The sequence below is a fragment of the Streptomyces sp. NBC_00390 genome (genome assembly GCF_036057275.1).
Lineage (GTDB): Bacteria > Actinomycetota > Actinomycetes > Streptomycetales > Streptomycetaceae > Streptomyces.
Genome location: NZ_CP107945.1, coordinates 2,665,446 through 2,689,321 on the forward strand (window position 1 = coordinate 2,665,446; position 23,876 = coordinate 2,689,321).

Consider the following 23,876-nt stretch of genomic DNA (forward strand, 5'->3'; position numbering starts at 1 on the left):
CGTTAACGCGAAGGGGCCCGGTGCTGTGGCTCACAGCACCGGGCCCGCTCGGGACGTCCTACTTGGTCCACTCCGACCAGGGCATGTTCCAGCCGTTCAGGCCGTTCTCCGGAGCGATCTGCTTGTCCTTGGAGTTCTTCACGATCACCACGTCGCCGATGATCGAGTTGTTGAACATCCAGGCGGCCGGGGTGCCGCTGTCGCCGCCGCCGCGGACGTCCCGCAGGCCCACGCAGCCGTGGCTGACGTTGGCCGAACCGAAGGTCCCCGACGAGGCCCAGTAGTTGCCGTGCATGAAGGTGCCCGAGGTGGACAGCCGCATCGCGTTCGGCACGTCCTTGATGTCGTACTCACCGCCGAAGCCGACGGTGGCGCCGTTCATCCGGGTCACCTTGTACTTCTCGCTGATGACCATCTGGCCGTTGTACGTGGTGGTCGACGGCGCGCCCGCGGTGATCGGGATGTTCTTGATCTCCTTGCCGTCCCGCACGACCTTCATGGTGTGTGCGCTCGCGTCCACGGTGGAGACCTGACTGCGGCCGATGGTGAACGAGATGGACTTGGCCTGCTTGCCGTACACGCCGGGGCGCCCCTCGACGCCGTCCAGGTTGAGCTTCACGGTCACCTTGGTGCCCGCGGCCCAGTACTTCTCCGGACGGAAGTCGAGACGGTCGTTCCCGAACCAGTGACCCTCGACCGGGACGGACGGCTCCGCGGTGACCTTGATGGCGTTCTCGACGGCCTCGGGGTTGGTGATCCCCCGGGTGAAGTTGATCGAGACGGGCATGCCGACGCCGACCGTCGAGCCGTCCTCGGGCGTGTAGTGCCCGATGAAGGTGTTCTGCGGCACGAGCGTGGTGAACGTGGTGTCCTTGGCCGACTCACGGCCTTCCTCGTCCTTGGCGACGGCGTGCACCTTGTACTTGGTGGAGCCGGCCAGGTGCTGGAGCGGCTCCCAGCTCCCCCCGTCGCCGGCGATCTTGCCCTCGATCTTCGTGCCCTTGTCGTCCTGCACGGTGACCGTCGTCAGCTTGCCCTTGGTGGCCGTCACCTTGAGCACACCGCTGGTCGCGACGGCATCGGCGCCGTCCTTGGGCGCGATGGTCACCACGGCCTGGGACGCCGAATTCGCGACCTCTCCGCCCTTCTTGCCCCCGTCGCCGCTGCCCTTGTCCGAGCCGCCGCCCCCGCCCCCGCAGGCCGTGAGTACCAGCATCGCCCCCAGCACCAGTGCGGACAGCGCGGCGCCCCCGCGTCCGCGCCCGGCCCTGGCCGATGCCCCCGATATCGGCTGCCCGTTCACAGTCGTGATCTCCCCTCAAGCAGCCTGGGATCACCAAGGCCGCACCCCCGCGCGCCCCATACGCACGCTCGGCGACAGATAATCACACGGGGGGGTGATGTTCGACCACGGCCTTGTCACCGTTCCGTCCCAAATGGCTTGTGGGGCAGCACCCCACAGGCCGGCGGTTCGCGGCGCCGGCGCCGGGACACTCCGATCACATGATCACTCGATCGCCGAGCCCGCCTTCCAGCTCGCCCAGTCCATGTTCCAGCCGCCGAGACCGTTGTCGGGGGCGACCTGCTTGTCGCGGGAGTTGACGACCTCCACCACGTCGCCGATCAGCGTCCGGTCGAAGAACCAGCCCGCCGGAGCGTCGCTGCTGCCGCCCTTCTCGTCCCGCAGTCCGACACATCCGTGGCTGACGTTGGCCGCGCCGAAGACGTCCGGGTCGGCCCAGTAGTTGCCGTGCAGGAAGGTGCCGGATCTGGTCAGCCGGATCGCGTGGGGAACGTCCTTGATGTCGTACTCGCCCTTGCCGTTGCGCTTCTTGAAGCCGACCGTCGCACCGTTCATCCGGGTCACCTCGAACATCTCGGTGACCACCATCTTCCCGTTGTACGTGGTCGTCCTGGGCGCGCCCGCCGTGATCGGCACGGTCGCCAGCAGTTCACCGTCACGCCGCACCTGCATGGTGTGGGCCGCCGCGTCCACCAGGGACTCCTGCGAGCGGCCGACCGTGAAGGCGATGGTCTTGTCCTGGATGCCGTACACGTCCGGCGCCGCCTCGACGTCGCGCAGCCGCAGATCGACCGTGACCCGGGTGCCCGGCTTCCAGTAGGTGCGCGGCCGGAAGTCGAGTCGCGCCGTGCCGAACCAGTGACCGGCGACCTCGACAGGAGGATCCGAGGTGACGCGGATTGCACGTTCGACCGCCGCGCGGTTCTCGATCTCCCGGTTGAAGTCGAACGAAACGATCATCCCGGTGCCGACGGTCGAACGGTTCTCGGGCTTGAAGTAGCCGATGAACCGGTGTTCGGGGACCTGGGTCGTGAACGTGGTGTGGCGGGCCGCACGACGGCCGCCGGCGTCGACCGCCACCACGTCGATGCTGTACTTGGCCGCGAGCCGCAGCCGGACGCCGTCGGCGGGAGTCCAGCGCAGGCGGTCCGTGGAGATGCGTCCGCGGACTTCGACGGGATCGGCGTCCTCCACCTGGGTCACCTCGACCCGTTCCAGCCGGCCGCTCGACACGCTCACCTTGATCGCCCCCTTTGGACTGACCCCCTTCGAGCCGTCCTCGGGCGTGATGCGGATCGTGTTCTGGGGTGCCCTCGGTTTGTCGGCGACCTCGGGTTTGTCGCCGGTGCATCCGACAATTCCCGCGATCAGCCCTGCCCCTGCCAGGGCGAGCGCGACGGCGCGCCCCGCCCGCTTCAGTACATATGTCACGTACCGCTCAACGACCACGCCCCTCCAGGGGAAACGTCGGGGGGAAACGCGAGGGCGAACGGGAGGGGAAACGTGAGTGCCGGGCCATGTTGGGAGCAGGGTGGTGCGGGCAGAACTGGTGGGAGGACCGCGCGTGGGGTGCTCGCGGCCGGGACGCCGCGGGCCGGGTGCACGCGAGGCGAGCCGCGGGAGGCCGGCAGGTGTCGAGCGCAGCCGAGCAGGAGACAGCGCAGGAGGGGGTGCGGGGCATGCTGCCCGGCCTGCCTGCGGCGGTGGCCGGCGTCAACGGCCACGCCGGCACCTCGGGCGGCGGCGGCAGGCCACCGGTGTGGCCGGGGGCGCCGACGCCGCTCGGCGCACGCTACCGGGCCGGGCCGGACGGGGTCTCGGGCACCAACTTCGCGCTGTGGGCGGGCGGCGCGGAGGCGGTCGAGCTGTGCCTGTTCGACGGGGCGGGCGCCGCCGCGACCGAGACACGGCTGCCGCTGACCGAGCTCACCCACGAGATCTGGCACGGCTTCGTACCGGGCGTGAGACCGGGGCAGCGGTACGGCTACCGGGTGCACGGCCGCTGGGACCCGTGGACGGGAGCGCGCTGGAATCCCGCGAAGCTGCTGCTCGACCCGTACGCACGGGCGGTGGACGGCGACTTCACGCTGCCTGCGCAGGTGTACGGGCATGTGCGGGACTGGCCGCAGCAGCATGTCGCCGACACGGTGCGCGACGAGCGTGACTCGGCGCCCTACGTGCCCAAAGGGGTCGTGGTCCATGACGAGGGCGCCGACGACGAGTGGATGGACGACCGCAGGCCCAAGACGCCCTGGGCGGACTCGGTCATCTACGAGCTGCACGTCCGCGGTTTCACCAAACTCCATCCGGGAATCCCGCCGAACCTCAGGGGCACCTACGCCGGACTCGCGCACCCGGCGGCGATCGAGCACCTGGTGCGCCTCGGGGTGACGGCCGTCGAACTGCTGCCCGTCCACCAGTTCGCGCACGAGGACCATCTGCTGCGCCGCGGGCTGCGCAACTACTGGGGCTACAACTCCATCGGCTACTTCGCCCCGCACGCCGGATACGCCTCGGGCGGGACGCGCGGGCAGCAGGTGGGCGAGTTCAAGCGGATGGTGCGCTCGCTGCACGACGCGGGCATCGAGGTCATCCTGGACGTGGTCTACAACCACACGGCGGAGGCCGGCGAGCTGGGTCCGATGCTGTCGTTGCGCGGTATCGACAACCGCGGCTACTACCGCCTGCAGTCCGACGCCCGGCGGTACACGGACTACACGGGGTGCGGCAACACCCTGCACGTGGTCCAGCCCCATGTGCTGCGGCTGATCACCGATTCGCTGCGCTACTGGGTGACCGAGATGGGGGTGGACGGCTTCCGCTTCGACCTGGCGGCGGCCCTGGCGCGCTCCATGCACGACGTCGACATGCTCTCCCCGTTCCTCGCGGTGATCGCCCAGGACCCGGTGCTGCGCAGGGTGAAGCTGATCGCCGAGCCGTGGGACGTGGGCAACGGCGGCTACCAGGTGGGCGCGTTCCCGCCGCTGTGGACGGAGTGGAACGACCGCTACCGGGACGCGGTACGGGACTTCTGGCGCGGCGCGCTGCCCGACGTACGCGATCTCGGCTACCGGCTGTCGGGCTCCAGCGACCTGTACGCCTGGGGCGGCCGGCGCCCCTACGCGTCCATCAACTTCGTCACCGCCCACGACGGCTTCACCCTGCGCGACCTGGTCAGCTACGAGCAGAAGCACAACGAGGCCAACGGCGAGGGCAACCGGGACGGGACGAACGACAACCGGTCCTGGAACTGCGGCGCGGAAGGTGAGACGGACGACCCACGCGTCAATGCGCTGCGCCGCCGGCAGATCCGGAACCTGCTGACCACGCTGCTGCTGTCGACCGGGGTGCCGATGCTGGTCGCGGGTGACGAGATGGGGCGTACGCAGGGCGGCAGCAACAACGCCTACTGCCAGGACAACGAGGTCAGCTGGCTGGACTGGTCGCTGCCCGGGCAACCGGGACCGGCCGGGCTGCTGGCGCTGACCAGGAGGCTGCTCGCACTGCGCCACACCCATCCGGTGCTGCGCCGCCGGGCCTTCTTCTCCGGCCGCCCGCAGGCGGCGGACGGCCTGCGGGACCTGGCCTGGTTCACCCCGCACGGCACGGAGATGAACGAAGCGGACTGGTACGCCCCCTCAGCCACCCTCGCGCTGTACCTCTCCGGCCGGGACATCCCGGGACGGGACGCGCGGGGCGCCCAGGTGACGGACGACAGCTTTCTGACGATCCTGCACGCGGGGCACCGCCCGGTGGACTTCCGTCTGCCGGGCCCGCCCTGGGCCACCTCGTACGAACTGGCGGTCGACACCTCACTGGAGGACCAGGACACAGCCCCCGCAACGGTGCACGAGGGCGGCGCGGTGGTGACGGTGCCGGCGCGGTCGGTGCTGCTGCTGAAGGTCCGGGCGTAGCCTGCGGGGGCCGGGCGGGGGCGGGTCAGTGCCCCACCGGCCCTCTTCACGACGACGCGTCCGGGCAGGCGGCGCCACGGAAAACCACATGAGCGCTGTCAGTGGCAAACCGTAGGCTCGCACATGATGCCCACCACACACGTTGTCACCAAGGACCGGTCCGCCGTGCGCACCCTGCTACGGCTGTGGCCGTATGTACGGCCCGTCCGGACGCGCCTGTTCAGCGCCGCTTTCGTCGCCGTTGTGGCGTCCTGTCTGAGCGTCGTGATCCCGCTCGTGCTCAAGTGGATCGTCGACGGTCCCGTCGCGGACAGTGACCCGGGCGGAGTCTGGCTCGGGGCGCTGGTCCTGCTTCTGCTGGGTGCTGCCGAGGCCGTCCTGTTCGGCTTCCGCCGGTGGCTGGTCGCCCGGCCGCTCGCCGGCGTGGAGGCGGCCATGCGCGCCGATCTGTTCCGTCATCTGCAGCGGCTGCCGGTGTCCTTCCACGACCGCTGGGCCTCAGGTCAGCTGCTGTCGCGCGGCACCACCGATCTGATGCTGATCCGGATGTTCCTCGCCTTCCCGCTGACCTTTCTGCTCGTCAACGCGGCCACGATCCTGGTGGGGTTCGTGCTGCTTCTCGCGCAGGACTGGACGCTGGGGCTGGTGCTGCTGGCGCCCGTCGTGCCCCTGGTCTTCGTGTGCTCGCTGTTCGAGGCCCGGTACTGGATCGTGGCCCGGCAGGCGCAGGACCAGGTCGGCGACCTGACGACGGTCGTCGAGGAGAGCGTGCTCGGCATCCGTATCGTCAAGGGCTTCGGCCGGCACCGCAGTCAGGCCGATGCCTTCCGGATGCTCGCCGAGCGACTGCGCGGCACGGAGCTGGGCAAGGCCCGGCTGCTGGGGGGCATCTGGGCCCTGATCACCACGATTCCGGAGCTGGCGATCGGCGCCGCGCTGGTGCTGGGCACGATCCAGGTCGCGGACGGAGACCTGTCGGCTGGCACGCTGGTGGCGTTCCTCTCGACGGCGCTGGCGCTTCGCTGGCCGGTGGAGTCGATCGGCTTTCTGCTGGCGATGAGCCAGGAGGCGGCGACGGCGACGGAGCGGTACTTCGAGGTGCTGGACGCCGAGGAGGAACGTGAGACGTACCAGCGGGATGCGGACCGGCGGGAGGCGGGCGAGCGGGAGGCGGGCGAGCGGGATGCGGATCTGGGCGTCCCTAACCCGCCGGACGCCGACGTGGGCGGACTGCGGTTCGAGGGCGTCGAGTTCCGCTACCCGGACGCGCCCGCGGCCACCGCGCCGGTTCTCGCCGGGATCGACCTCCGGATCCGGCCAGGGGAGACGATGGCCCTGGTCGGCGCCACCGGCAGCGGGAAGACCACGCTCACCGCGCTGGTACCAAGGCTGTACGAGGCGACGGCCGGGCGGATCACGCTCGACGGCGAGGACATCACCGCGATGCCGCGGCAGCGGCTGCGCGAACTGGTGTCGGTGGCGTTCGAGGAGCCGACGCTGTTCTCGACGAGCGTCGGTGAGAACGTCCTGATGGGCGTGGGCGGCTCGCATCCGGCACACGGCTCCCGCCCGCCGGACGGCCCGGACGCGGCACAGGTCCCGGACACCGCACAGGTCCCGGACGGCGGAGACAGGGCGGAGGCCCTGCGCCACGCCCTCGACATCGCCCAGGCCGGCTTCGTGGACCGTCTCCCTCAGGGCATCGCCACCCAGGTCGGCGAACAGGGCCTCAGCCTCTCCGGTGGACAGCGCCAGCGCCTCGCGCTGGCCCGCGCGGTGGTCGGCCGGCCACGCTTCCTGGTCCTCGACGACCCGCTGTCCGCCCTCGACGTCCACACGGAGGCCCTGGTGGAGGCGGCGCTGCGCAGGGTGCTCGACGACACGACCGCGCTGGTGGTGGCGCACCGGCCGTCGACCGTGATGCTCGCCGACCGGGTGGCGCTGCTGTCCGAGGGGCGGATCGCCGCGGTGGGCACCCACCATGAACTGCTTCGTACGAACGCGGAGTACGCCTGGCTGATGTCCGGCGCAGAAGGGAGTGGCGCACGATGACCTCGACGACCGCGATGGACGGCATCGAGGACGCCGACGAGACCAGGTCCACCGGCGGCGGACGGCCGGAACAGGGCGGGGACGACCCCTTCGACCGGGATGCCCTCCCCGCGCCCGCGGGGGCGACCGGGATGCTGCTGCGTTCCCTTCTCGCGCCACGACGCGCCCGGGTCGCCGTCGCCGCACTGCTCCTGCTGCTCCAGCAGGCCGCGGTGCAGGCCGGACCGATGCTGGTGGCGTACGCGATCGACCGCGGCGTACCGGCGTTCCGCTCGCACGACTACGGTCCGCTGGCCGCCGTCGGCGCGGGGTACGCGCTCTGCTCGCTGGGCGCGGGCGCGTTCCAGTACGGCTTCATCCGCGTGTCCGCCCGGGTCAATCAGGACGTCCTGCTGGATCTGCGCGGCCGGATCTTCCGCCATGCGCAGGCGCTGAGCGTGGACTTCCACGAGCGGTACACCTCGGGCCGGCTGATCTCCCGTTCCACGACCGACGTCGAGTCGCTGCGGGAGCTGTTGAGCGAGGGACTTCAGGAGCTCATCGGCGTCATTCTGTCCTTCGTCTTCATCTCGGCGATGCTGCTCTGGCTGGACCTCGGACTCGGCACCGTCGCGGTACTGTCCTTCGTCCCGCTGTATCTGCTGGTCCGGCTCTACCAGCGGCGTGTCCAGTCCGTCTTCATGCAGCGCTCCACCGCGATCGCTGCCGTGATCGTGAAGTTCGCCGAGACGATGAACGGAATCCGGCCGGTGCGGGCGTTCCGCCGCGAGCGGGCCAATGACGGCGAGTTCCGGGTGCTGAACCACCGGCACGAGCGCAGCAACGGCGATGCGCTGCTGGAGATGGCGCGCTTCGTCGTCGGCTCCCGGCTGGTCGCGAACACCGCGGTCGCCGGGATCGTGCTGTGGGGTGCGTACCGGGTGGCGGGCGGGACGCTGGCGCTGGGAGTGCTGGCGGCGGCGGTGTTGTATCTGCGGCGGCTGTACGACCCCATCGACCGGCTCGGCATGTTCCTCAACTCCTACCAGTCGGCGGCCGCCTCCCTGGAGAAGATCGCGGGCCTGCTGGCTCAGGTCCCCTCGGTCCCCGAGGCGGTCGAGCCCCGCCGGCTGCCTGCGCGGGACACGGACCGGCCGGGCCGCGAGGTGGTCTTCGACGGCGTCCGGTTCGCGTACCGCAGGGGCGGTGAGGTGCTGCCGCACTTCGATCTGACGATTCCGGCGGGGCAGACCGTGGCGATGGTCGGCTCGACCGGTGCGGGCAAGTCGACCCTGGCCAAGCTGCTGGCCCGGTTCTACGACCCCTCCGACGGACGGGTCCTGCTCGACGGGGTCGATCTGCGCGATCTGGCCACACCCGAACTGCGGCGCGGGGTGGTGATGGTGACGCAGGAGGCGTTCCTGTTCTCCGGGACCGTCGCGGAGAACATCGCGGTCGGCCGTCCGGACGCGTCGCGCGAGGAGATCGAGCACGCCGCGAAGGCCATCGGCGCACACGATTTCATCAGCGCCCTGCCGGACGGCTACGACACGGACGTACGCAAGCGCGGTGGGCGTATCTCCGCGGGCCAGCGCCAGTTGGTGGCCTTCGCCCGCGCACTGCTCGCCGATCCCGCGGTGCTGATCCTGGACGAGGCGACCAGTTCCCTGGACATCCCGGGCGAGCGCGCGGTGCAGCGGGCCATGGACACGGTGCTGCGGGGACGCACGGCCGTGGTGATCGCCCACCGTCTGTCGACGGTAGAGATCGCGGACCGGGTGCTGGTGATGGAACACGGCAGGATCGTGGAGGACGGGACACCGGCCGAACTGACCGGCGGCGACGGCCGGTTCGCAGGCCTGCACCGGGCCTGGCGGGACAGCCTGGTCGGCTGACAGGCCGACGGGCGGCGCCGTCGGCGCGGCGGCGCCGGGTGCGGCGGCACCGGGCAGCGGCACGAGCGCGCGGTCGGCGGTGGCGCCCGCACCGACCCGTGCGCGCCGTCCGGGCCGGCTCCACCGCTCCCGCCCGTACGGGCGCGGAACGAGTCACACCTCCGCCCGATCTCCCCGACCAGAGGCAACACGTGCTCAACACTGCGTTCACACATGCCAGGTCCCGCATCGGCCTCGCTTCCGGCGCCGCACACGGTCTTCGGTGAATGCGCTCCCCGGGCCGCAGCCATCGGGGAAACGTCCGCTCAACGAACACGGCTGCACGTTCAACGAACTATTTCCAGCCAACTTCTTGTCGCGCTCCTGACAGACGGGCGTCACTGGTGCGACTCTTCCCCCGATCCGCGCTCCACAAAGCTCCACATGCTCGACGTGATCCACATGCTCGGCATGCTCTGCCCGGCCTGCCTACCCAGCTCGCCGGTACCCCCCTCGCAGAAGGAGTTCGCGTGAGACCCACGCATCGCCGTCGCGCCACCGCGACCGGAGCTCTTGTCGCCACTGCCGCCCTCCTCGCCGTCGGCTTCCAGACCGGCACGTCCGCGGCCCAGACCACCGCATCCGCCGTTCCAGCCGCGGCGAAGGCAGGGAAGGCCGACCCGGGCGCCCTGCCGAAGAGTCTGACGCCCGCACAGCGTGCGGAGCTCATACGCGAGGCGTCCGCCACCACGGCCGCCACCGCGAAGGAACTGGGCCTGACCTCCCAGGAGAAGCTGCTCGTCCGCGATGTCACCCAGGACCGCGACGGCACCACGCACACCCGCTACGAGCGCACCTACGCCGGACTGCCGGTCCTCGGCGGCGACCTCGTGGTCTCCGAGTCGAAGGCGGGAGTGACCGAGTCGGTCTCCAAGGCGTCCCGGGCCACGCTCAAGAACGTGGACACCAGCGCCGACGTCGCACCGTCCGTCGCCGAGAAGCAGGCGGTGGGCGCGGCCAAGGCCGAGGGGTCCGCGAAGGCGAAGGCCGACCGCGCACCGCGCAAGGTGGTCTGGCTGGCCGAGGGCAAGCCGACGCTCGCCTACGAGACCGTGGTCGGCGGCCTGCAGCACGACGGCACGCCGAACGAACTGCATGTCGTCACCGACGCCTCCACCGGCGCGAAGCTCTTCGAGTGGCAGGCGGTCGAGACAGGCACCGGCAACACGCAGTACAGCGGCCAGGTCAACGTCGGGTCCACGCAGTCCGGGTCGACGTACAACCTGACCGACGGCGGCCGCGGCAGCCACAAGACGTACAACCTCAACCGTGGTACGTCGGGCACCGGAACCCTGTTCTCCGGACCGGACGACGTCTGGGGCAACGGCCAGGCCTCCGACCTGGAGACCGCGGGCGCGGACGCCGCCTACGGCGCCGGCCTCACCTGGGACTACTACAAGAACGTGCACGGCCGCAGCGGCATCCGCGGTGACGGCGTCGGCGCCTACTCCCGCGTGCACTACGGCAACAACTACGTCAACGCGTTCTGGCAGGACAGCTGCTTCTGCATGACGTACGGCGACGGCTCCGGCAACGCCAAGCCGCTCACGTCGATCGACGTGGCCGCGCACGAGATGACGCACGGCCTCACCTCCGTCACCGCGAAGCTCGTCTACAGCGGCGAGTCCGGCGGCCTCAACGAGGCGACCAGCGACATCTTCGCCGCGGCCGTGGAGTTCTACGGCAACAACACCTCGGACGTCGGCGACTACCTGGTCGGCGAGAAGATCGACATCAACGGCAACGGCACCCCGCTGCGGTACATGGACAAGCCCAGCAAGGACACCCGGTCCAAGGACTACTGGTACTCGGGCATCGGCGGAATTGACGTCCACTACTCCTCGGGACCCGCGAACCACTGGTACTACCTGCTCTCCGAGGGCAGCGGCGCCAAGACCATCAACGGGGTGAACTACGACTCGCCGACCTCCGACGGTCTGCCGGTCACCGGAATCGGCCGCGACAAGGCATCGCTGATCTGGTTCAAGGCCCTCACCACCAAGTTCAACTCCACGACGAACTACGCGGGCGCCCGTACCGGCACCATCGCGGTCGCCACGGAGCTGTACGGGGCGACCAGCCCCGAGGTGAAGGCGGTCACCGACGCCTGGGCAGGCATCAACGTCGGCTCCCGCCCCGGTGGGCCGGACCCCGACCCGGGGACGGTCTTCGAGAACACGGCGGATGTCTCCATCCCCGACCTCGGCACCGGGACCTCCACGGTCAACGTCACCGGCCGCACGGGCAACGCCCCCGCCGCCCTCAAGGTCGGCGTGGACATCGTCCACACCTGGCGCGGTGACCTGGTCATCGACCTGCTGGCCCCGGACGGGACCGCGTACCGCCTGAAGAACTCCAGCGGTTCGGACTCGGCGGACAACGTGGTCGAGACGTACACCGTCAACGCCTCCAGCGAGGTCGCCAACGGCGCCTGGAAGCTGCGTGTCCAGGACGTGGCCCGCTACGACACCGGCTACATCAACAGCGTCAAGCTCACCTTCTGAGCCTGCCGATCAGGCTCACCACGAACAGGGGCGCTGCCCGGGACGCCGTACGGCTCCCGGGCAGCGCCCTGCCAATTCAGGACACGTCACATCTCGGCACGACACAAAGCGTCAACCAAAGGTTGACGATCCAAGGGTCGTCAACCTAAGGTTGTCGCATGACAGATCCAGTCCGTCTGACTCATCCCGTGCGTCTCGACGATCTGATCGAGGCCATCAAGAAGGCGCACTCCGGTGCGCTCGACCAGCTCTCCGACGCCGTCATCGCCGCCGACCACCTCGGTGACATCGCCGACCATCTCATCGGTCACTTCGTCGACCAGGCCCGGCGCTCCGGCGCCTCATGGACCGACATCGGCAAGAGCATGGGGGTCACCAAGCAGGCCGCCCAGAAACGGTTCGTCACCAAGGAGTCCGGCCGGCCGATCGATCTCGATCCGAGCCAGGGCTTCGGGCGCTTCACCCCGCGGGCCCGCAACGTCGTGGCGGCCGCGAGCAACGAGGCCCGCGCAGCGGGCAGCGGGCTCGTGGGACCCGAGCATCTTGCGCTCGGGCTGCTCGCGGAGTCCGAGGGCCTGGCCGCGAAAGCGGTCGTGGCGCAGGGCGTCGGCCTGGAGCGCGTCCGCGAGGCGGTCACGGCCACGCTGCCCGCCGCTGCCGACGAACTCCCCGAGGTGATCCCGTACGACGCGCGAGCGCGCAAGGCCCTGGAGCTCACCTTCCGCGAGGCGCTGCGGCTCGGGCACAACTACGTCGGCACCGAGCACATCCTGCTCGCCCTGCTGGAGGTGGAGGACGGCAGCGGCCCGCTCTCCGGTCTCGGGATCGACAAGTCGACCACGGAGGGCTACGTCGGCGAAGCGATCGCCGCGCTGCGGCAACAACTGAAGTGAGCCATGCGGGCCCTGTCCGCCTCGACACCGGACAGGGCCCGCACACCCGCTAGTTGGGGTTGCCGGGCGTGCTGAGGGTCTCCCAGGCGACGAACAGGTTGTTGGACCCGGCCGGGCGCTGCTGCTCGGTCAGCCGCCCGGTGTTGGTCATCGCGTGGCCCATGCGGTTGCCGAGCGCGTTGAAGCCGACCTCGGTGACCGGGCCGAGCCTGTCCTTGAGGCTGCCGCCGCACAGATTTCCCGAGACCGGCTCGCCCAGTTGGTACCTGGCGTGGAGTCCGAGCGCGTGCCGCAGCCGGTCGGCGACCTCGGGATAGAGGTCCTGGCCCTGGATGCGGCTGGTCTCCGCGATGTGCGAGAGGGCCGAGAGCCCGTACCCGGTGTGGGTGAGGTCGCGGCAGGTCTCCTGGCTGAGCCCGTTCGTGAACGTCGTCTGGCCCTGCCAGTAGCGGACTATCTCGTCCCGGGTGGCCAGGCCCGAGCCCGGCGCGGTCTTCGGCAGGGATGAATGTTCACGGCAGGAAAGAAGCCCGCGCCCGGGGTCAGCGCATCAGCACACCCGCGTCCTCACCCGCCGCCTCCGTCGGCAGGGCCACCAGGCCGAGATCCGCACCCGCCGGAATCAGCCGGTGCGAGGGCAGGATCCGTACGGTGTAGCCGAACGGCCCGGTGCGCTCGAGCTCCAGCGGACCCTCGAACATCCAGCGGCCCTCCAGATCGGGGCCGCCGGCCGGCTTCAGCGGGAAGGTCCTGGCGTCGCGGATCGCGTCGTCGGAATCGACCCGGCCGGCCACCGCCTGCACCTCCACGTCCTCCGGCTGCAGCGCGCCGAGGGCGACCCGCACCCGCAGGGCGAGCGTGGAGCCCAGCTCCGCCGTGGCCGCCAAGGCGGCGGGCGCCGCCTGGTCCAGTGCCTCCACATGGTCGACGGCCACCTGGGGCCAGCAGTCGCGCACCCGCGCCTTCCACGCCGCCAGCTCCTGCGCGGTGGCCGCGTCCAGCGCCCGGTGCGCCTGGGCGGCCGGTGCGTACAGCCGCTCCACGTACTCGCGGACCATACGGCCGGCGAGCACCTTGGGGCCGAGCGAGGTCAGGGTGCGGCGGACCATCTCGATCCAGCGCCCCGGCAGTCCGCTGCTGCCGCTGTCGTAGAAGCGCGGGGCCACCTGATTCTCGATCAGCGAGTAGAGGGCGGCCGCCTCCAGCTCGTCGCGGCGGTCCTCGTCGGTGGCCGAGCCGTCGGCCGTGGGGATCGCCCAGCCGAAGTCCGGCTCGAACCACTCGTCCCACCAGCCGTCCAGCACCGACAGATTGAGCCCGCCGTTCAGAGCGGCCTTCATCCCGCTGGTGCCGCACGCCTCCAGCGGGCGCAGCGGATTGTTCAGCCACACGTCGCAGCCCGGGTAGAGCTTCTGCGCCATCCCCATGCCGTAATCGGGCAGGAAGACGATCCGGTGACGCACCCGCGGGTCGTCGGCGAAGCGCACCAGCTCCCGAACCAGCTTCTTGCCGCTGTCGTCGGCCGGATGGGCCTTGCCCGCGACCACGATCTGTACCGGCCGCGTCGGGTGCAGCAGCAGCTCCATCAGCCGGTCGCGGTCGCGCAGCATCAGCGTGAGCCGTTTGTACGAGGGCACCCGGCGCGCGAACCCGATCGTGAGCACGTCCGGGTCCAGCACGCCGTCGATCCAGCCCAGTTCGGCGGTGCCCGCACCGCGCTGGCGCCAGGAGGCGCGCAACCGGGCCCGTACCTCCGTCACCAGCTGTTCGCGCAGGGACCGGCGCAGCTCCCAGATCTCGCTGTCGGGGATGTCGGCGACGGCGTCCCAGCGATCGGAGCCGCCGACGGACAGAGCGTCCTCGGCACGGCTCGTGCCGATCTGCCGGGCACCCAGTCCAAGCACCTCGGGAGCGACCCAGGTGGGGGCGTGCACCCCGTTGGTGACGGAGGTGATGGGCACTTCGGCGGAGTCGAAGCCCGGCCAGAGCCCCGCGAACATGCTGCGGCTGACGGCGCCGTGCAGTTTGGACACGCCGTTGGCGCGCTGGGCGAGCCGCAGGCCCATGACCGCCATGTTGAAGAGGTTGGGTTCGCCGCCGGGGTAGGTCTCCATGCCCAGCTGGAGCACCTTCTCCACGGGTACGCCGGGCAGTTCCGCGCGCTCGCCGAAGTGGCGGGCGACCAGTTCACGGTCGAACCGGTCGATGCCGGCGGGCACGGGGGTGTGCGTGGTGAACACGGTCCCGGCCCGTACGGCCTCCAGGGCGGCGTCGAAGTCCAGCCCGTAGGCACCCAGTTCGCGGATGCGCTCCAGGCCGAGGAAGCCGGCGTGTCCCTCGTTGGTGTGGAACACCTCCGGTTCGGGGTGGTCGGTGAGCCGGCAGTACGCCCGCACGGCCCGCACTCCTCCGATTCCGAGCAGCATCTCCTGCAGCAGGCGGTGCTCGCTGCCGCCGCCGTACAGCCGGTCGGTGACATCGCGCTCGCCGGGGCCGTTCTCCTCCACGTCGGAGTCGAGCATCAGCAGTGGTACGCGCCCGACCCGCGCGACCCAGATATGGGCGTGCAGGGAGCGCCCGCCGGGCAGGGCGAGGGACACCCGGGCGGGTGTGCCGTCGTCCTCCCTGAGCAGGCTGACCGGGAGTTCGTTGGGGTCGAGGACGGGATAGTGCTCCTGCTGCCAGCCGTCACGGGACAGGGACTGGCGGAAGTACCCGTGGCGGTACAGCAGCCCGACGCCGACCAGCGGCACGCCGAGGTCGCTGGCTGCCTTGAGGTGGTCACCGGCGAGGATGCCGAGGCCTCCGGAGTACTGCGGCAGGGCCGCGGTGACGCCGAACTCGGGTGAGAAGTAGGCGACGGCCGCGGGGAACCGTGGTGCGTCGGCGGCGGTCCGGCCACCTCCGCTGTTGGCCTGGTACCACCTGCGGCCGTGCAGATAGTCGTCCAGGTCGTCGGCCACGGTGGCCAGTCTGCGCAGAAAGCGGCGGTCTGCGGCCAGCTCGGTCAGCCGGGCGGCGGACACGGTACCGAGGAGGCGCACGGGGTCGCCCCCGCAGGACTGCCACCCCTCGGGATCGACGGTCTGGAAGAGCTCACGGGTCTCGGTGTGCCAGGACCAGCGCAGATTGCGGGCAAGGTCACTGAGCGGCCGGAGCGGTTCGGGGAGGACGGGGCGGACGGTGAATCGACGAATGGCCTTCACAGGTCACACCTTTGCAGGGGAGGTACGCATCCGAGCGGACGCACGACGGTGTGCGTCCCTTTTCCGTCCCCGACGACGGTAGTACCACCACGCCCCCCGCAACCACGGCGCGCGAATCCTCCGGGGGCGCACGCCGGGTCCCGCCCGGTCGTGGCCCACCAGGACAGGGGCCGTCGGCGGTCCGTCCCGGTGGTGGTTCACGGGGCCGGCGCTTGCCCCGGGGGTTGACCCACCACCGCCGGAAACCGCCGAACGGCTCAGCCTCTGGTCGCCGAGGACATGACCAGGGCCTGGCCGGCCACCGGCCCGGCAAGGCTCACAGAGGCCGGCGCCGTGCCGGGGGACCGTACGGGGACCCCTCGTTCACGGTCTTCCTGTCGAAGGCACCCGCGGCGGCGTACCGGGCCGCGATCTCGGCGAGCTCGGCTGCCGGGATCACATCGTGGACGTCCGTGAATCCGCCGGGTGCGCGCTGATGGGCGAGGCTGATGACGACCTCCGGCCCCAGCTGCCGGTTGCTGCCCTGAAGGTCGGTCATGGGTCCTCTGCGCTCGGTCTCGTAGACGGTGAGGGCCTCGGCAGGGTCGACGTGCCGGGCCATCGCATGGGCGAGGGCGCGGCCGTCGATGATCGACTGGGTGGCGCCGTTGGAGCCGACCGGATACATGGCGTGGGCGGCGTCGCCGATCAGCGTCGTACGGCCGCAGGACCAGCTCGGCAGCGGGTCCCGGTCCACCATCGGGTACTCGAACGCCGCGTCGGCGGCGAGCAGCACCTCCGGGACGCTCACCCCGCCGAACTCCCAGCCCTCGTAGTGGCGGAGGAAGGTGGTGACCGGGACGGGCCGGTTCCAGTCTCCGCGCGTGGGGTCGTCGCCCGGCTCGGCGGGCCTCACCAGCGCCCAGTTGACCAGTACCTGCCCATCCACCGGTTCGGTGAGGGGATAGACCACGGCCTTCTGCCGGTCGTCGCCCGCGATGAACATGAAGCCGGCCGCGCGGCTCGCGGGCATGCGGGAGACTCCGCGCCAGATGAGCAGACCGTTCCACGGCGGCTCGCCCTCGCCGGGGTTGAGTGACGCGCGGACCGTGGAGCGGATGCCGTCGGCGCCGATGAGGACGTCGGGTTCCAGTGAGGCGCTGCCGCGTACGACGCCGTCGCGGTGCTCCAGCTGGACCCTGGGGCGGCCGTCCGGGAGCGCTTCGACACCGGTCACTCGCACGCCGCTGGCCAGCGCGGACGAGCCGAGCCTCGCCCGCACGGCATCGGCCAGGGCCAGCTGGAGCTCGCCGCGGTGGATGGAGAGCTGGGGCCAGTGGTAGCCGGCGCCGAGCCCCCGTGGCTCGCGGGAGATCAGTCCGCCGCTGCGGTGGTAGTAGCGCAGCTCGCGGGTGCGCAGGGCGCGCGCCTCCAGACGGTCGAGCACCCCGAGGGCGTCGAGCTCGCGGACCGCGTTGGGCATGATGTTCAGCCCCGCGCCGACCGGCTGGATCTCGCGGGTGGTCTCGACGACCGTGACCCGCTCGAAGCCCGCCGTGTGCAGGGCCAGTGCCGCGGTGAGACCGGCGATGCCACCGCCGGCGATCAGGATGTGGGTCATGGGGACGGAACTCCTCCTTGCTCGCGCGGTCGGGCGGCCGGGGCAGGCGGCCGTTCGGGGGACGGGCGTACCAGCGTCTCGTTGTCCCGGGTCAGGTGGAGCACCGCCCGCAGCAGTTCGGCCGGCGGACCGCCGCTGCCGGTGTCGTACAGCCGTACCTCCTCGCTGCAGGCCTTGCGCGCGATGGTGAGGTGGCGGGCACGGAAGGTCTTGAGGGTGCGCACCACGCGGGCGGGGGCGACGGCAGAGGCGGCGGGATACGGTCGGCGTCCTCCCAGCTGAGGGCTGCGGACAGCTTGGGGACGGCGGACGTGCCGCCCCTGTGGCAGCGTAGTGGGCACGCCAGGACGGGAGGCTGTATCGGACGCAGTCGTCGAGGACGGCTCGTGTCTCTCGTCGCGGCGGTCACACTGCCACGGCGTCAGATCGGCCTGCCGCAGCGCTACTTGAGCTGTTGCCGGGCCGAGGTGGTCGTGGCCGGCGATGCCGGTCCCCTCGACGTCTCGGGCGGCGGTGAAGGAGGACCTGGCGGACGAGTGGGTGGCGTGTCAGCCGTGGCGCATGTGGCCGGAGGAGTCGCAGCAGCAGACGTGAGGACCGTCAGGAGCGCGGTTTGAGCCATGTCCTGAGGCGCTCATGAGCGGCGTGCGCCGGGCGCCGGGCCGCCCCGGGTAAGGGCGCACAGCGCCGTGCACGCTCCGGCGCGCACGGCGCACGGTTCTTCAGGGAGGCCGGTTCCGTCGTGTCGACAGAACCGGCCTCTTTGTGCGTCTTGTGCAGTCCCCTACGTCCTAGTAGTTAACACATCACCGGATTGCCCACCCGACGGGCGGGGGAAGGCTCATCCGGTACCCAGCCGGCGCACCCACTCACCATTCTTTCCGCCCACCCGAGTGAACGCGGACAGGAGCGGACATGCCCGCAGCCCGCCAGTCACCGAAGTCATCGACCGAGCAGTTAGAAAGAACACTCACACCACACAACAGCGCACAACCCTCGCAAACCGACCGGCCCGCACAGCCCCCAGGTGATGTCGTGAACTCGCTCATCGGTCGCATCCCCGTCCTGGATGTACGCCCCCTCGTCAACTGCGGCAGAAGGCCCGCGAAGGCAGTGGCGGGTGAGACCTTCCAGGTCACCGCCACCGTGTTCCGCGAGGGCCACGACTCGGTCGCCGCCAACGTCGTGCTGTACGACCCGAAGGGCCGCCCGGGGCCCTTCACCCCCATGCGGGAACTCTCCCCGGGCACCGACCGGTGGGGTGGCGACATCACCCCCCGGACCGAGGGCCGCTGGGCCTACGCCGTGGAGGCCTGGAGCGATCCGGTGGCCACCTGGCGCCACCACGCCCGTATCAAGATCCCGGCCGGCATCGACACCGCGCTGGTCCTCCAGGAGGGCGCCGAGCTGTACGAGCGCGCCGCCGCCGGCGTGCCCAAGAAGGACGGCCGGGAGGCCGTCCTCGCGGCGGCGGACGCGCTGCGCGACACCTCACGGTCGGCCGCCGCGCGGCTGGCCGGCGCGTTCGCCCCGGACGCGACCGCCGCGCTCGACCGCCATCCGCTGCGTGAACTGGTCAGCGCCTCACCGAAGTTGCCCCTTTGGGTCGAAAGGCAGCGGGCGCTCTTCGGCTCCTGGTACGAGCTGTTCCCGCGCTCCGAGGGCGCGGTGGTCGAGAAGGGCAGGGAGCCCGTCCCGGGCACCCTGCGCACCGCGGCCGAACGGCTCCCGGCCATCGCCGCGATGGGGTTCGACGTCGTCTATCTGCCTCCCGTGCACCCCATCGGCACCACTCACCGCAAGGGGCCGAACAACTCCCTGTCGGCGCACGCGCACGACGTGGGCGTGCCCTGGGCCATCGGCTCCGCGGACGGCGGGCACGACGCGCTCCACCCCGACCTCGGCACGCTCACCGACTTCGACCACTTCGTCACCGCCGCCCGCTCACTGCGCATGGAGGTCGCCCTTGACTTCGCTCTGCAGTGCTCCCCCGACCATCCCTGGGTGAAGGAGCACCCGGAGTGGTTCCACCACCGGGCCGACGGCTCCGTCGCGTACGCCGAGAACCCGCCGAAGAAGTACCAGGACATCTATCCGATCGCCTTCGACCGGGACATGCCGGGGCTGGTGGCCGAGACGCTGCGGGTGCTGCGCTTCTGGATGGACCGCGGAGTGAGGATCTTCCGGGTCGACAACCCGCACACCAAGCCGGTCGTCTTCTGGGAGCAGGTGATCGCCGACATCAACGGCACCGACCCCGATGTCGTCTTCCTCGCCGAGGCGTTCACCCGGCCGGCGATGATGCACACCCTGGCCGCGATCGGCTTCCAGCAGTCCTACACGTACTTCACCTGGCGCAATACCAAGGACGAGCTGACCGAGTACCTCACCGAGCTGTCCGGCGACGCCTCGGCGTACATGCGGCCCAACTTCTTCGTGAACACCCCCGACATCCTGCACGCCTATCTCCAGGAGGGCGGGCGGCCGGCGTTCGAGGTGCGGGCGGTGCTCGCCGCGACCATGTCGCCCTCGTGGGGCATGTACGCCGGGTACGAGCTGTGCGAGAACGAACCTCTGCGCGAGGGCAGCGAGGAGTACCTCGACTCGGAGAAGTACCAACTGAAGCCGCGCGACTGGGAGTCGGCCGAGCGAGCCGGTACCACCATCAGCCCGCTGATCACGAAACTCAACCGGATCAGGCGCCGCCACCCGGCGCTCCAGCAGCTGCGCGACCTCCACTTCCACCAGGCCGACAACGACGCGGTGATCGCGTACTCCAAGCGGTCCGGTCAGGACACCGTGATCGTGGTCGCCAACCTCGACCCCCACCACACCCAGGAGGCCACGGTCTCGTTGGACATGCCGCGACTCGGGCTCGACTGGCACGAGAGCGCCCCGGTGCGCGACGAGCTCACCGGCGAGACCTACAACTGGGGCAGGACCAACTATGTGCGCCTCGAGCCGGGCCGTACGCCCGCGCACATCTTCGTCCTGCGACCGTCCCCGCAGACCGGAGGGTCACCCACATCATGATCGTCAATGAGCCCGTCCACGACACCTTCGAGGACACCCCGGCCCGGGACCGCGACCCGGACTGGTTCAAGCGGGCCGTCTTCTACGAGGTCCTCGTCCGCTCCTTCCAGGACAGCAACGGCGACGGCGTCGGCGACCTGAAGGGCATCACCGCCAAGCTGGACTATCTCCAGTGGCTGGGGGTGGACTGCCTCTGGCTGCCGCCGTTCTTCAAGTCCCCCCTGCGGGACGGTGGTTACGATGTCGCCGACTACACCTCGGTACTGCCCGAGTTCGGCGACCTCGCCGACTTCGTGGAGTTCGTGGACGCCGCGCACCAGCGCGGGATGCGCGTCATCATCGACTTCGTCATGAACCACACCAGCGACCAGCACCCGTGGTTCCAGCAGTCCCGCAGCGATCCGGAGGGACCGTACGGCGACTACTACGTCTGGGCGGACCACGACAAGCAGTACCAGGACGCGCGGATCATCTTCGTCGACACCGAGACGTCCAACTGGACCTTCGACCCGGTGCGCAAGCAGTACTACTGGCACCGGTTCTTCTCCCACCAGCCGGACCTCAACTACGAGAACCCCGCGGTGCAGGAAGAGATCATCTCGGCACTGCGGTTCTGGCTGGACCTCGGCATCGACGGTTTCCGGCTGGATGCCGTGCCCTACCTGTACCAGCAGGAAGGCACCAACTGCGAGAATCTCCCGGCCACACACTCGTTCCTCAAGAGGGTGCGCAAGGAGATCGACGCGCAGTACCCGGACACGGTGCTGCTCGCCGAGGCCAATCAGTGGCCGGAAGACGTCGTCGACTACTTCGGCGACTACGCGGCCGGCGGCGACGAATGCCATATGGCCTTCCATTTCCCGGTGATGCCGCGGATCTTCATGGCGGTGCGCCGCGAGTCCCGCTACCCGGTCTCGGAAATCCTGGCCAAGACCCCGGCCATCCCCAAGAGCTGCCAGTGGGGCATCTTCCTGCGCAACCACGACGAGCTCACGCTCGAGATGGTGACGGACGAAGAGCGCGACTACATGTACGCGGAGTACGCCAAGGACCCGCGGATGCGGGCCAACATCGGTATCCGGCGCCGCCTCGCCCCGCTGCTCGACAACGACCGGAACCAGATCGAGCTGTTCACGGCGCTGCTGCTGTCGCTGCCCGGCTCCCCGATCCTCTACTACGGGGACGAGATCGGGATGGGCGACAACATCTGGCTGGGCGACCGGGACGCGGTGCGCACGCCGATGCAGTGGACACCGGACCGCAACGCGGGCTTCTCGTCGTGCGATCCGGGCCGGCTGTATCTGCCGACCATCATGGACCCGGTCTACGGCTACCAGGTCACCAATGTGGAGGCGTCGATGGCCTCACCGTCGTCGCTGCTGCACTGGACCCGGCGGATGATCGAGATCCGCAAGCAGAATCCCGCCTTCGGTCTCGGCTCGTACACCGAACTGGCGTCCTCCAACCCTGCGGTGCTCGCCTTCCTTCGCGAGGCACCCTCGAAGGAGGAGGGCGGGGACGATCTCGTGCTCTGCGTACACAACTTCTCGCGTTTCGCCCAGCCCACCGAGCTCGATCTGCGTGCCTTCAACGGCCGTCATCCCGTGGAACTGATCGGTGGTGTGCGCTTCCCGGCCATCGGCCAGTGGCCCTACCTGCTGACTCTCGCCGGTCACGGTTTCTACTGGTTCCGGCTGCGAAAGGACTCCATTCCCGCTTGACGCGTCCTCGAGGGGCTCTACTCCGATGCGGGGCGGTTTCCCCCGCCCCGCAACGGGCACTCTCCCCCTCATCCCCGCGCGCCGCCGGACAGCCACAGCTGTAATCCGGGACACTTTGCGCATTCGTGGTGTACCCGGGGAAAGGACGCGATTCCATGTCGGAGGCTGCATCCACCCGGACTTCCGTCGCACTGCTCCCCTCACTCGCCCCTCTGCTGCACCAATGGCTGCCCAGACAGCGCTGGTTCGCCGGCAAGGGGTCGCACGTCGCCGGCTTCTCGCTCGTCTCGGCGACCGAACTGCTGCCGCTCCAGGGCCCCGGCCCGGGACTGCTGCATCTGCTCGTGCGGGTCCGGCAGCCGGACCTCGCCACACCCCAGGCGGCAGCCGACTGCTACCAACTGCTCATCGGTGTACGCCAAACCCTGCCGCCTGTGCTCGCCCCCTCCCTGATCGGGCATCTGGCGGAGGGTCCCCTCGCCGGACGGACCGTGTACGAGGGGCTGCACGATCCCCGGCTCTCCGCCGTGCTCCTTGAGCGGCTGCGCGCACCGGGCACTCTCGGCCCGCTGCGCTTCGACCGGTTCGACCGCGCGCCCGCGATTCCACGGGGTCTGCTGCCCCGCCCGCTGGACGCCGAGCAGTCCAACTCCTCGCTGGTCTACGGCGATACGTTCATCCTCAAGCTCTTCCGCCGTATCCATCCCGGCCCGAACCCCGATCTGGAACTCCCGCTCGCCCTGGCGCGCGCCGGGTGCGACCGGGCTCCCGTTCCCGTCGCCTGGTACGAGTCGCACACGCCGGAACCTTTCACCCTCGGTGTGCTCCAGCCGTACCTGCGCGACTCTCGCGACGCCTGGATGCTCGCCCTGGAAGCACTGGCCGGCGGGCGCGCCTTCGACAAGGAGGCGCATGCCCTGGGGCGCGTCACCGCCGAGGTGCACACCGCGCTCGCGCACGCGCTGCCGACGGTGAGGCTGCGCGGTGCGCAGACCGAGCAGCTGGCGGCCGCGATGACGCAGCGACTCGACGCGGCGGCCAAGGCGGTCCCGGCCCTGGTGCCGTACGTGCCCCGGCTGCGGGCGGCCTTCGACGCGGTCGCCGTGCTCGGGCGGCACGGGCGCGCCTGGACTGCACAGCGGGTGCACGGCGATCTGCATCTCGGGCAGGCACTGCACTGTTCGACCGACGGTGCCTGGTCGGTCATCGACTTCGAGGGCGAGCCCGCGCGGCCGCTCACCGAGCGCCGCCGGCCACAGCCCGCCGTCCGTGATGTCGCCGGCATGCTCCGCTCGTTCGACTACGCGGCACGCACCCACCGCCCCTGGAACCCGACGTGGGCCGAGGTGTGCCGTGACGCGTACTGCGAGGGCTACGCCGCGGCCTGCGGGACCGATCCGCGCGACGAGCCCGAACTGCTGCGCGCGTACGAGACGGACAAGGCCGTGTACGAGGTCGTCTACGAGGCCCGGCACCGGCCCGACTGGCTGCCCGTCCCGATGGCCGCGATCTGCCGCCTCGCCGCGGCCCCCTGATGTCACCGCCCCCACCCCGCCGTCGCCCGAGGAGGCCGAACCCGTGACCCGCCGTCCCCCGCCCCCCAGCCCTTCCGACCCCGATCTGCCGCAGCAGACGCCCGAGCCCCCGGCCGCCGCCGAGGCGAAGCGCTCCGGGAACACGACCGGCCGGCCGCAGCCGGAGGGGAACGCCGCCGCGGGCCCGAGCCCTGCGGAGCCT

13 protein-coding genes and 1 pseudogene are annotated in these 23,876 nt (G+C 70.5%); 8 read left to right on the forward strand and 6 right to left on the reverse strand.

The annotated features are described in order from the left end of the window. Positions 1-58 precede the first annotated feature (58 nt). Positions 59-1,303, reverse strand: a complete 1,245-nt coding sequence (locus OHS70_RS11010; RefSeq protein WP_328396208.1) for a L,D-transpeptidase — start codon at positions 1,301-1,303, stop codon at positions 59-61. A 204-nt stretch (positions 1,304-1,507) separates the two neighbouring features. Then, a complete protein-coding gene (locus OHS70_RS11015; protein ID WP_328396210.1) occupies positions 1,508-2,734 on the reverse strand; it encodes a L,D-transpeptidase in 1,227 nt (408 codons plus the stop codon). A gap of 200 nt (positions 2,735-2,934) precedes the next feature. Between OHS70_RS11015 and glgX the strand changes: the two genes are divergently transcribed. The 5 genes from glgX (at position 2,935) to OHS70_RS11040 (ending at position 12,579) form a co-directional block, all read left to right on the forward strand. Continuing rightward, positions 2,935-5,217, forward strand: a complete 2,283-nt coding sequence (gene glgX / locus OHS70_RS11020) for a glycogen debranching protein GlgX (protein ID WP_328396212.1) — start codon at positions 2,935-2,937, stop codon at positions 5,215-5,217. A gap of 126 nt (positions 5,218-5,343) precedes the next feature. Then, complete coding sequence (locus OHS70_RS11025; RefSeq protein ID WP_328396214.1) at positions 5,344-7,269, forward strand: ABC transporter ATP-binding protein; 1,926 nt, start codon at positions 5,344-5,346, stop codon at positions 7,267-7,269. Then, positions 7,266-9,143 carry an ABC transporter ATP-binding protein gene (locus OHS70_RS11030; protein ID WP_328396216.1) on the forward strand — a complete coding sequence of 626 codons (1,878 nt, stop codon included), beginning with the start codon at positions 7,266-7,268 and terminating at the stop codon, positions 9,141-9,143. Before OHS70_RS11025 ends, OHS70_RS11030 begins: the two co-directional genes overlap by 4 nt. Before the next feature lie 509 nt (positions 9,144-9,652). Then, positions 9,653-11,686 (forward strand): M4 family metallopeptidase, encoded by a 2,034-nt coding sequence (locus OHS70_RS11035; RefSeq protein ID WP_328396218.1) that lies wholly within the window; start codon positions 9,653-9,655, stop codon positions 11,684-11,686. A gap of 158 nt (positions 11,687-11,844) precedes the next feature. Continuing rightward, positions 11,845-12,579 (forward strand): Clp protease N-terminal domain-containing protein, encoded by a 735-nt coding sequence (locus tag OHS70_RS11040; RefSeq protein ID WP_328396220.1) that lies wholly within the window; start codon positions 11,845-11,847, stop codon positions 12,577-12,579. 49 nt (positions 12,580-12,628) lie between these two features. On the opposite strand, the pseudogene OHS70_RS11045 reads toward OHS70_RS11040, so the two are convergent. From OHS70_RS11045 to OHS70_RS11060, 4 genes and pseudogenes are all read right to left on the reverse strand, one after another. Continuing rightward, a pseudogene (locus OHS70_RS11045) lies at positions 12,629-13,084 on the reverse strand (alginate lyase family protein); the annotation flags it as partial. 37 nt (positions 13,085-13,121) lie between these two features. Next, the gene (locus OHS70_RS11050; RefSeq protein ID WP_328396222.1) at positions 13,122-15,785 is read right to left on the reverse strand and encodes a glycosyltransferase family 1 protein; all 2,664 of its coding nucleotides are present in this window, start codon (positions 15,783-15,785) and stop codon (positions 13,122-13,124) included. Between the two features lie 316 nt (positions 15,786-16,101). Further along, complete coding sequence (locus OHS70_RS11055; protein WP_328396224.1) at positions 16,102-17,385, reverse strand: FAD-dependent monooxygenase; 1,284 nt, start codon at positions 17,383-17,385, stop codon at positions 16,102-16,104. Then, entirely contained in the window at positions 17,382-17,726 is a 345-nt protein-coding gene (locus OHS70_RS11060) for a hypothetical protein (protein ID WP_328396226.1), read from the reverse strand. The genes OHS70_RS11055 and OHS70_RS11060 overlap by 4 nt, the downstream gene beginning before the upstream one ends. A gap of 574 nt (positions 17,727-18,300) precedes the next feature. On the opposite strand from OHS70_RS11060, the gene OHS70_RS11065 reads away from it, so the two are divergent. The 3 genes from OHS70_RS11065 to OHS70_RS11075 all read left to right on the forward strand — a co-directional run bounded on the left by OHS70_RS11065 (position 18,301) and on the right by OHS70_RS11075 (position 23,674). Further along, positions 18,301-20,418, forward strand: coding sequence for an alpha-1,4-glucan--maltose-1-phosphate maltosyltransferase (locus tag OHS70_RS11065; RefSeq protein ID WP_443062591.1), 2,118 nt, complete (start codon positions 18,301-18,303; stop codon positions 20,416-20,418). Then, a complete protein-coding gene (gene treS / locus OHS70_RS11070; protein WP_328396230.1) occupies positions 20,415-22,139 on the forward strand; it encodes a maltose alpha-D-glucosyltransferase in 1,725 nt (574 codons plus the stop codon). Before OHS70_RS11065 ends, treS begins: the two co-directional genes overlap by 4 nt. A gap of 155 nt (positions 22,140-22,294) precedes the next feature. Beyond that, on the forward strand, positions 22,295-23,674 hold the full coding sequence (locus OHS70_RS11075) for a maltokinase N-terminal cap-like domain-containing protein (protein WP_328396232.1): 1,380 nt from the start codon (positions 22,295-22,297) through the stop codon (positions 23,672-23,674). Positions 23,675-23,876: the final 202 nt, after the last annotated feature.

Bases quoted from the DNA above. Each gene is read 5' to 3' on its own strand.
- OHS70_RS11025 (WP_328396214.1), top strand. From the start codon at position 5,344: ATGCCCACCACACACGTTGTCACCAAGGACCGGTCCGCCGTGCGCACC.
- OHS70_RS11030 (WP_328396216.1), top strand. From the start codon at position 7,266: ATGACCTCGACGACCGCGATGGACGGCATCGAGGACGCCGACGAGACC.
- OHS70_RS11040 (WP_328396220.1), top strand. From the start codon at position 11,845: ATGACAGATCCAGTCCGTCTGACTCATCCCGTGCGTCTCGACGATCTG.
- OHS70_RS11055 (WP_328396224.1), bottom strand. From the start codon at position 17,385: ATGACCCACATCCTGATCGCCGGCGGTGGCATCGCCGGTCTCACCGCG.
- OHS70_RS11065 (WP_443062591.1), top strand. From the start codon at position 18,301: ATGCCCGCAGCCCGCCAGTCACCGAAGTCATCGACCGAGCAGTTAGAA.
- treS (WP_328396230.1), top strand. From the start codon at position 20,415: ATGATCGTCAATGAGCCCGTCCACGACACCTTCGAGGACACCCCGGCC.
- OHS70_RS11075 (WP_328396232.1), top strand. From the start codon at position 22,295: ATGTCGGAGGCTGCATCCACCCGGACTTCCGTCGCACTGCTCCCCTCA.